This window comes from Candidatus Polarisedimenticolia bacterium (assembly GCA_036001465.1).
Lineage (GTDB): Bacteria > Acidobacteriota > Polarisedimenticolia > Gp22-AA2 > Gp22-AA2 > Gp22-AA3.
The window spans coordinates 39940-55490 of sequence record DASYUH010000055.1; the positions used below are offsets into that span (position 1 = coordinate 39940).

At 64.5% G+C, this 15551-nt stretch carries 11 protein-coding genes; 5 read left to right on the forward strand and 6 right to left on the reverse strand.

From position 1 onward, the window contains the following. Nucleotides 1-46: 46 nt before the first annotated feature. Entirely contained in the window at nt 47-1495 is a 1449-nt protein-coding gene (locus tag VGV60_10960; protein ID HEV8701779.1) for a sialidase family protein, read from the forward strand. A gap of 265 nt (nt 1496-1760) precedes the next feature. On the opposite strand, the gene VGV60_10965 is transcribed toward VGV60_10960, so the two are convergent. Further along, nucleotides 1761-3098, reverse strand: coding sequence for a serine hydrolase domain-containing protein (locus VGV60_10965; protein ID HEV8701780.1), 1338 nt, complete (start codon nt 3096-3098; stop codon nt 1761-1763). A 236-nt stretch (nt 3099-3334) separates the two neighbouring features. Between VGV60_10965 and VGV60_10970 the strand changes: the two genes are divergently transcribed. Continuing rightward, nucleotides 3335-4534, forward strand: coding sequence for an MFS transporter (locus tag VGV60_10970; GenBank protein HEV8701781.1), 1200 nt, complete (start codon nt 3335-3337; stop codon nt 4532-4534). Nucleotides 4535-4568: 34 nt separating this feature from the next. Here VGV60_10970 and VGV60_10975 read toward each other — a convergent pair whose 3' ends face one another. The 3 genes from VGV60_10975 to VGV60_10985 all read right to left on the reverse strand — a co-directional run bounded on the left by VGV60_10975 (nt 4569) and on the right by VGV60_10985 (nt 6644). Beyond that, nucleotides 4569-4892 carry a hypothetical protein gene (locus tag VGV60_10975; GenBank protein HEV8701782.1) on the reverse strand — a complete coding sequence of 108 codons (324 nt, stop codon included), beginning with the start codon at nt 4890-4892 and terminating at the stop codon, nt 4569-4571. 232 nt (nt 4893-5124) lie between these two features. After that, nucleotides 5125-5964 (reverse strand): hypothetical protein, encoded by an 840-nt coding sequence (locus tag VGV60_10980; GenBank protein ID HEV8701783.1) that lies wholly within the window; start codon nt 5962-5964, stop codon nt 5125-5127. Between the two features lie 95 nt (nt 5965-6059). Beyond that, nucleotides 6060-6644, reverse strand: a complete 585-nt coding sequence (locus VGV60_10985) for a TlpA disulfide reductase family protein (protein ID HEV8701784.1) — start codon at nt 6642-6644, stop codon at nt 6060-6062. 882 nt (nt 6645-7526) lie between these two features. Between VGV60_10985 and VGV60_10990 the strand changes: the two genes are divergently transcribed. The 3 genes from VGV60_10990 (at nt 7527) to VGV60_11000 (ending at nt 11815) form a co-directional block, all read left to right on the forward strand. After that, nucleotides 7527-9755, forward strand: a complete 2229-nt coding sequence (locus VGV60_10990; protein HEV8701785.1) for a hypothetical protein — start codon at nt 7527-7529, stop codon at nt 9753-9755. A gap of 190 nt (nt 9756-9945) precedes the next feature. After that, the gene (locus tag VGV60_10995; protein HEV8701786.1) at nt 9946-11544 is read left to right on the forward strand and encodes a hypothetical protein; all 1599 of its coding nucleotides are present in this window, start codon (nt 9946-9948) and stop codon (nt 11542-11544) included. A gap of 121 nt (nt 11545-11665) precedes the next feature. Further along, nucleotides 11666-11815, forward strand: coding sequence for a hypothetical protein (locus tag VGV60_11000; protein HEV8701787.1), 150 nt, complete (start codon nt 11666-11668; stop codon nt 11813-11815). Nucleotides 11816-12036: 221 nt separating this feature from the next. Here the strand turns inward: VGV60_11000 and VGV60_11005 are convergent, their stop codons facing one another. Continuing rightward, a complete protein-coding gene (locus VGV60_11005) occupies nt 12037-12348 on the reverse strand; it encodes a hypothetical protein (GenBank protein ID HEV8701788.1) in 312 nt (103 codons plus the stop codon). A gap of 509 nt (nt 12349-12857) precedes the next feature. Further along, nucleotides 12858-15530: a response regulator gene (locus VGV60_11010; GenBank protein ID HEV8701789.1), complete on the reverse strand. Its 2673-nt coding sequence runs from the start codon at nt 15528-15530 to the stop codon at nt 12858-12860. Between the last annotated feature and the right edge of the window lie 21 nt (nt 15531-15551).

Sequence of the window (15551 nt, forward strand, 5' to 3'; positions counted from 1 at the left end):
CCGCTCGTCCGCACTTCACGCACGTCCGTCCCAAGGAGGGAACGCGATGAGCCTCTTTTCGCTCTTTTCGCACCGGAACACCGTCCCGTCGTGGAAGCTCTGGCCGATGCTGGCCATATCGCTCGCTTTCGCGGGCTGCGCGCTCTCCGACGCCGACATGGGGAAGGTGAAGAAGCAGCAGCCGGACGAGCCGCGCAAGGTCGGCAGCGGCAGGTCGTTCGTCGGCCAGACGGAGATTACCCTGGCGCCGATCCCGGCAGCCGCCCCCGGGTGGTTTTCAGAGGCCGCCGCGAGCGGACAAGATGACTGGGAGCCCGCGATAGCGGTCGATCCCGGCAACGCCAGCCTCGTCTACCAGCTGATCACCCGCTACACTGGCCCGAAACCGTGCGGCAACTGCAAGCTGCCGTCGATCATCCTGAGACGATCGATCAACGGCGGTGCCACCTGGCTGCCGGATCAGTGGTTGAAGCAGACGACCAAGGCGCAATACGATCCGCAGATCAAGGTAGACATCGGCGGCAACGTCCACGCCGCCTTCCTGAACGGCACCACCCCCGGCACGACCTACGTGAAGTCCACCGACCACGGAGTCACCTGGTCGGCCGGCATCGACTGGTCGGGCCAGGGTCGAAAGCCGCAGTGGAACGATCACCCGTGGCTCGGCGTGTCCCGCGACGGCATGCACGTCTACATCGGCTTCAACTCGTCCGATTCCTACGCCGTCGTGTCGCACAACGGCGGCCAGACCTTCTCGACGCCCGTCAAGATGAACACCGACAGTCGGTACTACTTCCACCAGGGGGTGGCGATCAGCCCGACGAACGGGAACGTCGCCTACATCGCCACGAGCGACTTCAGCAGCGGCAACACTTACAACGGCGATGCCTTCGTCCGGGTGTGGAAGACGACGAACGGCGGGACGTCATGGGGGACCGCTACGCTCATCGACACCTCGCGCGACGTGCCGCCCTGCCCCTGGGCGGCCGGCTGCTACACGGGCTTCCTCGGCTCGACGCCGAACATGGCGATCGACAGCGCCGGAAAGCTGCTCATCGCCTACCACGTCAACAGCACGCCCGGAGTCCCGGAGCAGATGTACATCCGCACCTCCACCGACGGCGTGGCCTGGACGCCGCGGCTGCAGATCTCCGTGGCCTCGGCGACTGTGCACAATGCCTTCCCATCGGTCGCGGCGCATCCGACCACTGCCGGCGACTTCCGGGTGACGTGGCAGGACGACCGGCTGCAGAGCCAGACCGGATGGAACACCTGGTACAAGCGGACGACCAACGGCGGCACCTCCTGGAGCGTCGATATCCGGGCGTCGGATCTCGGGAGCGGCGCGCCCTACAAGACGGCGAACGGCTACGCCTTCCCCTACGGCGACTATCAGGATCTGGGGGTCGGTCCGGACGGCATGAACCAGCTCACCTGGGGCGAGGGGGCCTCGTACACCGGACCCGGCGGCTGCTGGCACGCGCGCGGGCAGTAGCCACGGGCCTGGTCGTCGATTTCCACGGCGCGGGAATAAGGGCGTCCGTCGCGGCCCTCCTGGCATGCGTTCCCCTGCTTCTCGGGGCGCATCTCGGAAGGGACGCGGCGGACGACCCCTTTCCCGTGTCCGACGAGTCCGAGGAGGTGCGCGACTTCTCGTGGCGGCTTCAGCGTTCAGGGGGGCAGCCGCCCCTTGAGGTCCTTCGCCTGGAACGGCCACGGCGCTCGAGCCGGGCGATCCCCCCGCTCACGAGGCCCGGCCGCTACTCGACCTTCCTGAACACGATCGTCTCCGGCACGGCGACCTCCACTCCGGTCACCGCACCGTCCTGCACGACGAAGTGGTACGTCCGGTCGGAGTCCTCTTCGAAGAAATCGGTCTCCGATTCCGGCATCAGGTCCCGTAATAGTCCCTGGGTCTTCGCCTGGAGCCGGCCGGCGGGACCGAGGACGCCAATCGCGAGCCTGTCCTCCTCAAGCCGGTAGACGCCTGCGAAGCGCTTCACCTTCGCGGCGTCGAGCTTCACGCCCTTGCGTGGCGGAGGGACCAGCGCCGCGTCGTACATTCCCGCCACCCTCCGCGCGATGTAGGAGGGCGTCGCGCCCGCCATGTTGCACAACACCGCCACCGTCAGCCGATCGTCGGGATAGCGCCCGATGTACGTCTGGAACCCCTGCCAGGAGCCGCTGTGATCGATCAGCCGGTGTCCGTTCGCGGCCCGGTGGATCCCCCAGCCGAATCCGTACGGCTCGCTGCTGCCGTCGTTGAGCCTCACCGGCGACCACATCGCGTCGTAGCTCGACCGGCTCACGATCTTCCCCGCTTCCAGCGCCTCGTCCCATTTCGCCAGGTCCAGGACGGTGAAATACAGGCTGCCGTCGGCGGTCGTGTTCAGCGAGGGGGCCACCCACTCCTGGTTCTTGATCTCGTCGTCGACGATGCGGTATCCGGCCGCGCGGTCGGGGACGATGTCCGACTCGCTGATGATCCGCGTCCGTGTCATCCCCAGCGGGCGGAACACGCGCTCCGCCAGCAGGTCGCCGTAGAACTTGCCGCTCACCTTGTGGATCAGGACGCCCAGCGTCAGGTAGCCCAGGTTGCTGTACGACCATTTCTCCCCGGGCGCGAACAGCAGCTTCTGCGCCATAGCCATCTTCAGCTCTTCGTCCTCGGTGGCGTCCTTCTGCATCGGGAAGTCCTCGGGGTAGTCCCCCAGCCCCGAAGTGTGCGTCAGCAGGTGCCGCACCGTGATCCCCTTCCACTCGGCCGGCGCGTCCAGATACTTCGACACCGGGTCGTCGAGCGCCAGCTTGCCCTCGTCGACGAGCGTCATCACGGCCATCGCGGTGAACTGCTTCCCCATCGACCCCGACTGGAACACCGTCTCCGGCTTCACCGGCACGCGATGCTCCAGATTCGCCATGCCGTACCCTTCCGCGCGGACGACCCGGCCCTGCCTGCGCACCATGAGCGCCACGCCGGGAATCCTGTTCTTCGCGATGTAGGCTGTGACGAAATCCTTGACGGGGTCGCGCTCGGCGGCCTGCGCCGAAGACGCGACGACGAAGAGCAACGGAAGGACCAGGAATCCCGCTTTCATCCCGCCAAGGCTAGCACATCCCCGATCGGCTCGACTTCCACGTCTCACGAGCCGGTACGCGCCACGCTTTGCCCGATCCTCTCGCCCAAGGGACGCCGGACCAGCCATCCGGAGCCTCGGCGGCCCATTCGTTGCCCTTTTCCCGTCCATATGGCCCGAGGAGTGGCGTAGAGTTCGAGGGGTATGGGCACCCAGATGGACACCTCTTCTCGCCTGGGCTCTGACCTCGACGCGTCATGAATCGCTCTGCAGCCTCCCTCCCCTGGCTCAACCGAACCGTGATCGGCATCGGGCTGGCGAGCCTGTTCAGCGACTGGTCGCACGAGACCGCCACCACGCTCCTGCCAGCATTCCTTGCCACGATGGGAGGCGCGGCGGCGTGGCTTGGCCTCATTGAGGGGGTGTCGGATGGCCTGTCGAGCTTCGCCAAACTGACCTCCGGCTACTTCACAGATCGCTTGCCCCGTCGCAAACCCGTCGCGGTCGTGGGATACCTCGTAACGGCGATCGGTACGGCCTCCTTCGGATTGGCGACTGCGTCTTGGCACGTCCTCCTGGCGCGCGCCAGCGCGTGGCTGGGTCGCGGCGTTCGAACGCCGGTGCGGAAGGCGCTCCTGGCCGGGGCCGTGACTGCCGAGACTTACGGCCGTGCCTTCGGTTTCGAGCGCATGATGGACACGATTGGTGCAATCATCGGCCCCGCGACTGCGGTTGCCCTCCTGGCCGCGATGCATGGAAATTATCCCAGGCTCTTCGCGCTGACCCTTGTGCCCGGCCTCGTGGCGGCGGCGCTGATCGCTCTGGTCGTGCAGGAGAGGGATCGCCGGCCGGTGCCGCATCTGTCGCCGACCGGAAGCTGGCGCGCGCTCCCGGCCGACTTCAAGCGGTTTCTCGTCGCGGTGGCCGTGTTCGGGTGCGGAGACTTCGCCCACACTCTCCTGATCCTCTTCGCCGCCCAGCGTCTCTCGCCGTCCCTCGGTTCGGCCAGGGCGGCGGCCATCGCCACGAGCCTCTATCTGCTGCACAACACCCTGTACGCCGGGTTCGCGTTCGTGGGGGGCTGGCTGGCGGATCGCTGTCCTAAACGGCCGCTGCTCGCCGCCGGGTACGCTCTCGCGGCCCTCATGTCCACCGTCCTGCTGGCGCTGCCGGCGAGCGTCGGCTCCTTGTTTCTCGTGTTTTCCCTGGGGGGGATCTACGTCGCGCTGGAAGAGACGCTGGAGGATTCGATCTGCGCTGAGCTGGTCTCGCCCGACCAGCATGGGATGGCGTTCGGATGTTTGGCGACCGTCAATGGCATCGGGGACCTGGCATCGAGCGTAGTCGTCGGGGCCCTATGGACCGCCTTCGGCACCGGACCGGCCTTCGTCTACAGTGCAGTACTCTCCCTGCTCGGCGCAGGACTGATGCTGCTTAAGCGCCTTCGGTGGCGCTGAACGCCGCACTGGAACGCGCCCTCCGCACCCAACTTTATTTGGTTGCCGCTCCGGTCGGAGTCTCAATCTTTTCGACCAGCAGGTCTGTCTCCGGTTCAGACAACCAACGTCCTTGGATCGCGATGGCGTGAGACGTGCTTTCGGACAAAGCTCTTTTTAGAGCGTCCCCAGTTGAACCGGGAGACAGGCGTAGCTCCTTCGCATTCTTCATCTGGTCCAGCACGAGGACAAAACGGTCATGTCGCAGATCGAGCCTGCCGGTCACGGTGAGTCGAATCTCCTCAGGGACCGGCGTGAACCCCGAATCACGGATCGCGTCCAACATCTTCTGCGGCTCGACCCAGGCACCTGGCTTCAAAATGATCTCCAGATGGGGAGGGTCAAGAAACAGCTTCGCGTTTTCAACGCCAGCCTGGCGTTTGAGCCCCTTGACGAGGCTATACCCTCACGTCGCTCACGTTGCGCCTTTGACGCCGAGACGCACTCCCTTGACGTCGGCGGCGGCCGGCGCGAAAAAGAGCACGGCGAAAGTCACTGCCGCAAGTACCCTTCGAAAGTCCGGCATTCCAGGTTCCTCCTGTTGACGGCTCTCAGAAAAACATCTCCCATCCGGCACGCACTTCGTAATTGAAGTCCGTCTCCTCCTCGTCACCGCTCTTCAACAACGGCACGAACACTCCGACGCGGTACTGGGCTCGACCTTTGGTGATGATCGGAGTGACCTGCACGCCCGCTACTTGATGAGCGTTCTCGGCCGAGATTGCCCCTTCCAGGCGATCGTCTGCCATCGCCTCGGCATGAATTCCGACTGCCAGGTTGATCCCCAGATCCTCCGCCACGTTGGGACGCACGATCCAGCGACCGTACGCCGCATCCAGCTCGACCGCGTCGCCGCGACGGAAGCCATCGCCGAACTCATGCGTATAAAAGACGCTGGCCCAGGCCGAATCGACAAGCCGCTCGCGGTCGACTGCATATCCCATCTCGAGGCCGTGGCGGCCGCTGCCGGGTTGATCCCCGGGGGGCAGCCGAATGCCCGTGGAATCGCGTCGGTGGCTGTCGCCGGTCGGGAGCTTCCAGCCGATGATCAGTGCCTGAGCCCTTTGAAACCCCGTGTCCTGGCGCAGATGGAAGCGGTACTTCACGGAAAGCAATGCGTCGCCGACGCCGGACACCCGTGTCCGTTGAGTGATACCGCCGACCTCCTCCTCAAGATTCGTCTGTATGGCGGGTAGCGAAAGACGCACGTTCACGAAGCGGTTGATACCGTATTGCAGGCCGTATTCGGATTCGAGCTCGCGCGAACGCACGCCGTCCGACCCGGGAGGGCCGCCGTGGCGCGTGAGCCCTATCCGGATCTCGGGATGGAACACGCGCGGCCCGAAGATGGCAGGCGTCTCACCCCACAGCGGCTCGTGGGCGAAGGTCACCGCCGCGGAGCCGAGGAGGAGCCCTACGATCGCCGCGACATGGAGACAGCGCTCTGAGGCGGACAAGGATCCGGGGCTCGACCTCGTGTGCTTCGTCACGGTTTACGCGCCTGTGGGTGAAGCGGCTTTCCGCCGGCGTCCAGCGCCTCCCTGACCGCCCGCTCGATGTCCTTCTCCTCGCCCTTGAGGTAGCCGGTGTTCACGAAGCGCACGATGCCGTTCGCGTCAATGAGCACGGACGTCGGATGAGCGACGATTCCGTAGAGGTCGCCGATCCGCACCTCGGGGTCGAGCAGGATAGGGTAGGTGACGCGAATTTCCTGGATGAAGCGTGCCACTTGGTCGCGCTCCGGGTTCATCTGGGTGATCCCTATTAGCCGCAACCCACGATGTTCGTAGCGTCGGTGGAGCTTTTCGAGCTCGGGCATCTCAATGCGGCAGGGCGGGCAATTTACAGCCCAGAAATTGAGGAGGATGACATGACCGCGAAGCGCCTCCAACCCAAGCGTGCCTCCATCGATCCGGGCGCCGGAAAAAGGCGGCGCGGTCATCCCCGGCTCCACTCCGCCGGGCGAGGAAGCGGCGAAGCCGTCTGACCCCGTCAGCAAACCCAGGCTGAGGGTGAGAAGCGTGCATCTTGCTTGATGAAACTTGACCGATCGGACCCTCGGAATGAACATGGTTCTGCTCCCAAGACATCGAATGCCATCAAGCCACGCGTGGCGGGTGCCTTTGATGCTACAAGTCTGGTAGTTAAGAGGGTTTAGGAGACGGGTGGAGCGCGACTGGCACGGTAGGTCGGAGGTGGATCCGGCCGCAAATCGTCCGCTGATGCCGGCAGCTGCCCTTCAGAGGGTTGTTCGCCCGCGGACGACATCGAGGCCGGCAGGATCGCCATCTCCGGTCCATCAAGAAGCGGCGCGAGGTTCCAGACGTACGAGAAGGGCTGGCCATTGATGACCGGCTGGCAGCAATCCCGCTTCCCAGCATCCAGCTTAAGCGTCTGTACCCCAGCGGAATCCATCCCGACCGAACAACAGGGGCTCGTCGCGGCGCAGCAAAAGCTAGACACGGGGAGACCAGTTAGGAGGACGGCGATCGCGACCAGACAAGCCGCCACATGCCTGGTCCAGGATCCCCAACCGAGTCTCGATACCATGAATGGAGAATACCGCAATCGACCCGGTTCGGCAACTATCAGCCGTGGAGGGGTCAAATGAACCGAATCATGGACACGATCCGGGTTCATGAGCGCCTCAACTTCCAGCCTGTCGATCTGGAGGCCGCCACACGCGACGTGCGAGGGCTCAGACCCCAAACCAATCGGGATTATTCCTCCCAGGAAATCAGTAGATCACCCGACAGACAAATGGAGGTGTTCACCGCACGTTCCCCGTGCAAGCTCGCGAGCTAATCGATCAAGGAGGAAGGGGAGAAGACGTCCACCCTGTCCTGATGGGGCGCCGCCGGATTTCGAAAGGCGCTCTGCCGTCGACCGCCTTATCAGAGGACAGCTATGTCCCGAAGTCCTTGTACCTGTTCAGGGCGCCTGGGAGGTCGCCATGCCGCAGAACGCGTCGGTACGCTGGTCCTTCTGGAGGCTCAGGATCCCTCCACTCGCGCTCGCCACCGTCATCTTTGTCTTTGCGGTGGTGGGCCTGCCTCCGGCGATATTCCATACGACCTCCTCTCTCCCGCCCGGCGCCGCGACGCCTGCTTCTGACGAGAAGCCGATCGGTCCGCTGCGGGCGCTCGTCGCCAGCCATTCGACTCTCGCGTCCGTCGTCTATCCACAGTGGCTGCGCGGCTACCTCGAGAATGGGGGTGACCGCAACGTCGTCGTGGGCCTCGGTTCGAGACTCGGGCTCTCCACGGAGCCAAGCGAGGCCCGGGGAAGCGTCGCCCTCGACCTCGTCGGAGGATCTCTGACGGCCCGCGTCGAGGGTCTCGGCGATCAGTCGGCGGATCTCTGGTTGATCGATGACTCTGATGCGCCCGGGCTGACATCGCTTCCGGAGCCCGGCGACCACATGGTCCGCGTCGGACGGCTCGAGCAAACGGACGAGGGCGCCCGCGTTTCCGCCCATCTCGGCGCGGGGTTCTTCGGGAGCTTCGAGCTGGACACGGTGGTCGTCTCCCGGGCGGGCAGCACGCCGGCCGAGAGCCGCATCCTCCTGGGCACCCGGCCCTTCTTCGAGCGGGTCTATACGAAAAGCCGCTTGGCGGCCGAGGCCAGCCGGCCCGGAGCCCTCCACGCCTCGCTCGAATCCCTGCTGGAACCACGGCCTGCCTTCGCGGATTCCACCCAGGTCCTCATCGCCCACGGCCTGGTGAGCCAGGCGGTCGGCAACGGGGCGGATCTCTTCTTCCGCGGGACCTTCAACGGCAACGGCCGCACCTGCGGCACCTGCCATCGAGTGGAGAACAACCTGGTCGTCGAGGCGGCCTTCATCGGCACCTTGCCTTCCACCGACAAGATCTTCGTGGCCGAGTTTCCGTCGAGCCAGGGAGGTGTGCCCGGCCTCGAGCGGCCGGCGCTCATGCGCGGGTTCGGGTTGATCCTCGAGAACGTGGACGGGTTGGAGAACCCGACCGTCAAGTTCGTCATGCGCGGCGTCCCCCACACGCTCTCGGTGGGCACGTCCGTGCGGCCGCCCGCGGACGGCCGGAACGCCGTCGAACGAACGGGCTGGAGCGGCGACGGGGCTCCCGATTCAGGCGCCCTGCGTCTGTTCGCGAACGGCGCCGTCGTCCAGCATTTCACCAAGAGGCTCAACCGGGTCGTCAACGTCGACTTCCGCCTCCCGACACAGACCGAGCTGGACTCCATCGAAGCGTACCTGCGGTCCACCGGACGCACGAACGAGCTGAACCTCGCCGGCGTGAGCCTGTCGGACCCGGGGGCGGAGCTGGGCCGCAGGATCTTCAACAACAATAACACCGACCCCACCATCGGCAGCGGCAAGTGCCTCAACTGTCATCGCAACGCCGGCGCCAATCTCGGGAACGGGACCAATGGCAACTTCGACACCGGGGTCGAGAACGTCCCGCATCCGGCCAGGAACACCGAGAGCTTTCCGTTCGACGGCGGCTTCGGAACGGCCGCTCGTGACTGCAACGGTGACGCGATCAATGACTGCTTCGGCGACGGCACCTTCAATGCGCCTCCGCTCATCGAAGCCGCCGACACCCCGCCCTTCTTCCACAACAACGTGGCGAGGACCGTGGAGGACTCGGTGGCCTTCTACTCGAGTCCCCAGTTCCAGGCTTCGCCGTCCGGCGCCATCGTTGGCGGCATCGCTCTCAGCGCTCAGGAGACCCAGAACGTGGCAGCGTTCCTCAGGGTCATCAACGCGGCATTCAACGTGGACATGGCGATCCAGCGCAACGATGCCGGCATCGCTCTGGAGAACAGCGCCCCTCTTGGCACCTGCTCGGGTGGCGAGCCCGTCCTCCAGAGTGACCTCTCACCCAGCGGTGATTCTCCCGGCGTGGACTGTGCGGCAGGAGGGGATGAAACGGGGAAGCGGGAGACCATCAACAAGCTGCTCTCCCTGTCGAATGAAGAGGCGCAGGACGCAATCGACGTCCTGAACGCTCGGAGCCTGCATCCGGACGCAGTGACCCTCCTCCAGAGCGCGATCAACAAGAACAACCAGGCGATCGCCACCTTCGCATCCCAGCAGCGCAAGGACCTGATGCAGAGCGCGCGCAGTGACCTGAGCGCCGCCAGGCTGAGGTTCGGCACGGGGATCGGCCTGACGATGGGCGAGGGCAACCTGCTGTTCTAGAGCGGCAGGTGACTCCGCCTCGTGTTCGTGAAGTCCCCGGCCGGGAAGTGGAGACGTCCCGGCCGGGGATGGCGCGCCCTCAGCCCTGCGCGTCGGTCCATCGCCCGTCGACGAACCCGTAGATCGGCCCGAGAAAGAGGTTCATCGGCGTATAGTAAGGAATGCGTGTCATCGAAGGAGGCTGGCCATCGTGAAGCCTCGTTTCGGTCCGATGGTGTTGGCTGTCCTCATCGGCTCCTCGTCGGCTTCGGCGCAGACATGGGTCACGACGACCGAGGACTACATCACGGATCAGATTCGCGACGTGGTCCAGACGCGCGATGGGCGTTTTCTGGGGGTCGCCGACACCGGACGGGCGCTCGCACTCATCAAGCGCAACAGTGACGGAAGCCTGCTCTGGCAGCGTCTGTTGATGGGGTCCCCGACCGGCGAGGGCGGAAGCGACGTCCTCGAGCTGCCGGACGGCCGCATCGTGGCGGCCGGACGCGTCTTCGTCAATGCGCACGGCAACACCGACATGGGATGGGCGATCCTCTCCCCCGACGCCGGGACCGTGCTCGTGCAGCGTGCGTACGGCGGTCCGGAGGGAGATGACCGCGCCCTGGACCTGGTGGCAACGCGGGACGGCGGCTACCTGCTCCTGGGGGAGACGCTCTCGTGGGGAGGTCCCGGCAGGAAGATGCTGGCCGTCAAGGTCGATCGAATCGGGGATCTCGAATGGGCCAGGGCGTTCGGATCGCCGGGCATCGATGATGTCCTTTACTCCGGCGTGGAGGTGCCGATCGGAGGGTACCTTGTCGCGGGAAGCTCCGGGTCGATCCTGCGCCTCGGCTCGAACGGCGAGCTCGTGTGGTCGCGGAATTACGGCCTCACGGCGAGCCGACAGATCGTGCCCGTGTCGGACGGGAACCTCGTTGTCGTCGGCTGGCGGGCGATCGGCGACAAGGACGCAGCCGAGATCGTGAAACTGGACGCGACCGGCGAAATCCTGTGGCGCGCGTCTTACGGGCAGACGGGCGTGGCCTACCGCCTCTTCACCGTACTGCCCCTGGAGGACGGCGGATATCTCGCGGGCGGGGAGATCAACGGACCCGGCTTCACCGATCTCGACGGCTGGCTGGTCCGACTCAACCCCGCGGGCGACATCGTCTGGCAGCGCCATCTGAACGATGGCGGCGGAGAAATCCACGCCCTGGCGGCGGCACGGGACGGGAGCTTCGTGGTGGGCGGCCATCGGCAGAGCTTTCCACAGATGATGATGGCGCGGGTCGATTCGACAGGCCAGGTCTCGAGCTGCGCTCTTCCCGTCACGCAGGCCGTCCGGTTGCTCTCCGGCGCCGGCTGGTCGAGCGAAAGCAGGCAGGTGATCGACCCGGCGACCCTCGCCGTCACCGATACGAACAAGCCGGTCCAGGACGCGCCGTTTCCCGAGAACCGATTGGACTGCCAGGGTGGTCCGACCTATCCTCCGAGCGAGGTCTCCCCGCCCGCCGCGTCCCGCAGCCCGCTGCTCTTCGAAGACGAGAGGACGCTGGTCTGGGAGGACGGCGCGCCAAGCTCTGCCACGCGCTTCGACCTCTACAGGGGAACTCTCGCCGGCCTGCGTTCCGGCACGGGGCCCGGCTGTCTCATCGGCAGTATGGCTCTGAACCTCGCCTCGGACGCTGACGCTCCTCCGCCGGGCGCCGCGTTCGCCTATCTCGTCGCGGGAAGGAACGCCACGGGAATCGGGACCCTCGGCCACTCGTCCGACGGGGTCGAGCGGATCCCCACTGCGGCCTGCGACTAACCCCCGGATCCTCTCTTTCCGGATTTTTCGGTTAGCATCCCGGGGAGGGTGCAGCGGAAGGAGTTCTTGCACGGCGTCGTGCACGAGATTGCTTTCGATCCGGACGCCGCCACGGGGCTCGATGGCGCTGCGCTGGACCGTGAGTGCTTTGATGCGTGCCGAGAAGAAGTTCCGCCGAGTGAAGGGTCACGCCGACATGCCGCGCCTGGTCGCGGCTCTCGACGCAACCATCGGCGGCGTCGCTCTGGACAGGCAGGTCAACATCGCGTAGAACGTGAACCCGAATCACCGTCGACTTTCAACGGAGGGCGGGACAACCCCTCAAGCCGAAGGGCGGAGCGAAGAACACCCCGCCCGACGATCCGGGGAACCTGACCGTGGACTTCCGGGGACAGAAGCGCTCGAACGAGACGCACGCGTCGACCACGGACCCGGATGCGCGGCTGTATCGCAACGCTCGTTGCTCAGCCCATGGGCCCGGGCGAACTAGGTTCACGGCAGGATCCCTCTCCTCTCTATTGCTATCGTGGCCAGGCACACAAAACTAACAACCGCGCTGATAATCGCGAGCGCAAACGCAGCTCGGAAATAAATGCGCAGTTTCCCGCTCGGATATAGCCTCCGGTATTCTCTGAATATCCGCAGCATCTTCGGGAGAGTGTAGCCGAAATAAGACTCAAGATTTCCGTCTGGCCTCTTCCGATTGATCTCGCCGATAATCATAATAAGGAACATGTTGGCAAGCACTACACCACTGACGCCGGTGCAAAACGCAATGATCACAGTAATCACTCTCGCGTTCATTTGCAACCTTGTCTCACGGCATAGTTGACCCAGTCGTTTAAGGTGAACGCCCAGAACTTGCCTAGCTGATGGGGATCTGAGTAGGTCGTGCTTGATCCGCCACCCGTAACGCCGGTCATGAATGACCCTCCGCCGCTTAAGCCAGCTGTGAAGACGTTACCATTTGGCAAGAGTCCTCCCAAACCATGAGGATCATTTGCAACACGCAATAGACATTCCAGCGGGAGAGAGCACAAGCCCTTTGTTGGACGCGAGTCAACGGGGAGACGATCGAGGACGCCTTCCTTCCTCGCGGAGAGAATTCGTGGCGACGAGCTTAGCCGCAGCTTCGAGGAGTCTTGCGTCTGGCTCCCCAAGCGTAAGTCTCTTCGAACTCTGGGACGACTCCGGTTAACAGGTGGAGAGCATTCACAATCTAGGCCGCCAGGAGAACGAGGCCTTCGCTCCACCGATTTATCTCTTATTTGAAGGACGAATTTCGGGAGGGTGGACAGGAAGTTCTCTGAGGCTTATGTCCTTCCAAGCGTTTCCTTAATCCCGTCGTCGCTGGGAGCGTCCAGAACCTCGCGCACCTTGCGCGCCAGGGACGCCAGTGTGAACGGCTTCTGAAGGCAAGCCCCTTCCACGTCCGGCACTCCTAGATGGGCGAGTGCGTTGCCCGTATACCCGGACATATAGAGGATTTTAATCTGCGGGCGCAGTGTAGCCACGCGCGCAGCCAGTTCCGGGCCGCTCATGTGGGGCAGCACAACGTCCGTCAATATCAAATGAATCTCGCCTTTGTGCAACTCGCAGACCCGCAACGCCTCCGGGCCGTGTTGCGCTTCAAGAACGGCGTACCCGCGGGCCTGCAGAATTTGACGGGTCAATGAGCGGACGATCTCCTCATCTTCCACCACGAGAACCGTCTCCGAACCATGGACCGCAACCTGAAGTGGTTTGGCTGACTCTTCGTGCTCAATCTCATTATTGACCCGGGGCAAGTATATTTTGAACGTTGTGCCGCGCCCGGGCTCGCTATAGACCCAAATGTAGCCGCCGCTCTGCTTGACGATGCCGTAGACGGTGGCGAGTCCAAGACCGGTTCCCTTGCCCTTCTCCTTGGTGGTGAAGAACGGCTCGAAAATGCTCGCTTTCGTCTTCTCGTCCATGCCGACTCCAGTGTCGCTGACCGCGAGCATCACGAACCGCCCGGGCCGGACGGCCACATGCTGGCGGGCATAGACCTCGTCGAGATCCACGTTCATGGTCTCCAGGATGAGCTTGCCCCCGCCGGGCATGGCATCCCGGGCGTTGACGGCGAGGTTCACGATGACCTGCTCGATCTGGCCCGGATCCGCTTTCACATGACCGAGACCGGGATCCGGCACGTTGACCAGCTCGACGTCCTCGCCGATCAGACGTCGCAGCATCGGGAGGATGCCGACCACGACCGCGTTCAAATCGAGAACCTTTGGCTCCAGGACTTGCCGCCTGCTGAAGGCCAGGAGCTGCCGGGTCAGTGCCGCGGCCCGGTGTGCCGCCTTTAGAACTTCCTCCAGGTTCGACCGGAGCCGCTCGCCCTCTTTCAATGATGGCAGCATCAATTCGCCGTACCCGGTTATGGCGGTGAGGAGATTATTGAAGTCGTGGGCGATGCCACCGGCAAGCCGACCGACGGCCTCCATCTTCTGGGCCTGTCGGAATTGCATCTCCATCTTCTCTCGCTCCACTTCGACCCGCCTACCTTCGATGCCCAAGGCGACGTTGTCGGCGATGGTAGCCAACGCAGTAAGGGCGACCTCACTCAACCGGTGCTTCGCGAAAAGGGCCATGACCCCAACAAGCCGATCATGTGCGATCAGCGGGTGGCCGGCGAATGCCACCATGCCCTCGCGTGCCGCCCACTCCCTGTCGCCGACGCGAGGGTCGTTGAGAACATCGTTCGTCAGATGGGGCTGACGTTCCTGGGCGATGAGGCCGATCTTATACTTCCCAACCGGCACCCGACTGTGGGATCCATCGACGTGCGTGTAGAGACCGGCGCTGGCCTGCAACTCCAGGATCTGGTCGGCTTCGTTGAGCGTCCAGATACGGGCGAAGGCCGCGTCGATGTGCTTCACAATGGCTTCGGCGCAGCGCTGCAGCCGCTCCTGCAGGTTGCCCGGCTGGATGAGCGCCACGGCCACGTCGGCCGCCAAGGCGGCCACGGGTGCTCTCTGGATCACCTCCCGCTCGCTACGCTTCCGGCCGATGAACTGGCCCATCTGGCTTCCAACGGTTGACAGCATCGTCACGATATCGTCGTCGGGCTCCCAAATCTCCCGGCTGAAGAAGTCCATGACCCCGAGAACTTCCTCGCGAAGCATGATGGGAAAGCCGAACGCCGCGCGCAGCCCTTCCTGAACCGCTACTCGCGCACGCGGAAGATTGGGATCCTTCGCCACGTCCTGGATCGAGATAGCCCTCGCACTGGCCCAGACCCTCCCCGGCAAGCCCATGCCGCGAGCGAAGGTCATCTCTCGGCTGACCTGTTCCAACTGAGGGAAGCGGTATGTGGGGGAGTGCCAGATCTCCACGAAGCGGAGAAGGCTGGTCTGCCGGTCCACCTGCCAGAGCTCCCCTACTTCCCACTCCAGGACCTCGCCGATCGCCTTTAGGATGCGGGAAGCCGCCTCGGCCAGGGAAGTCGACTCGGCGAGGGCCAGGGCGCACGCGTACTGGACCGAGAGCCGTTCCTCGCTCCGGCGGCGTTGCACCACCTCCGCTTGAAGAGATTCCCGCTCCCTCTGGAGCGCCTCCTCGGCGCCTTTGCGCTTGCGGCGCTCCTCCGCCTCGCGCAGTTCCCGCTCGACCGCCGCCGTAAGCCTGGTGAGGTTGCCCTTGATGAAATAATCGTGGGCTCCTCGCTTCATGGTGGTGACCGCCACGTCCTCGCCAATCGTCCCGGAAACGACGATGAACGGTATGTCGAGGCGGGAGCGTTGGAGGATCTCGAGAGCATCCAGCGCCGAGAAGCGGGGCATCGAGTAATCGGAGACGATCAGCGACCAGCTCTCGCTCTGGAGAGCCTCCCGCGCGGCCTCAGGGGTATACACGCGACGGTGGAAGGGCTCGTAACCGCCGCGACGCAGCTCGCGGAGCAGGAGCTCGGCGTCGGCTTGTGAGTCTTCGAAGAGAAGGACGCGCAGCGGGACGGCCATGGGGCTCTATCTCCCGGAATC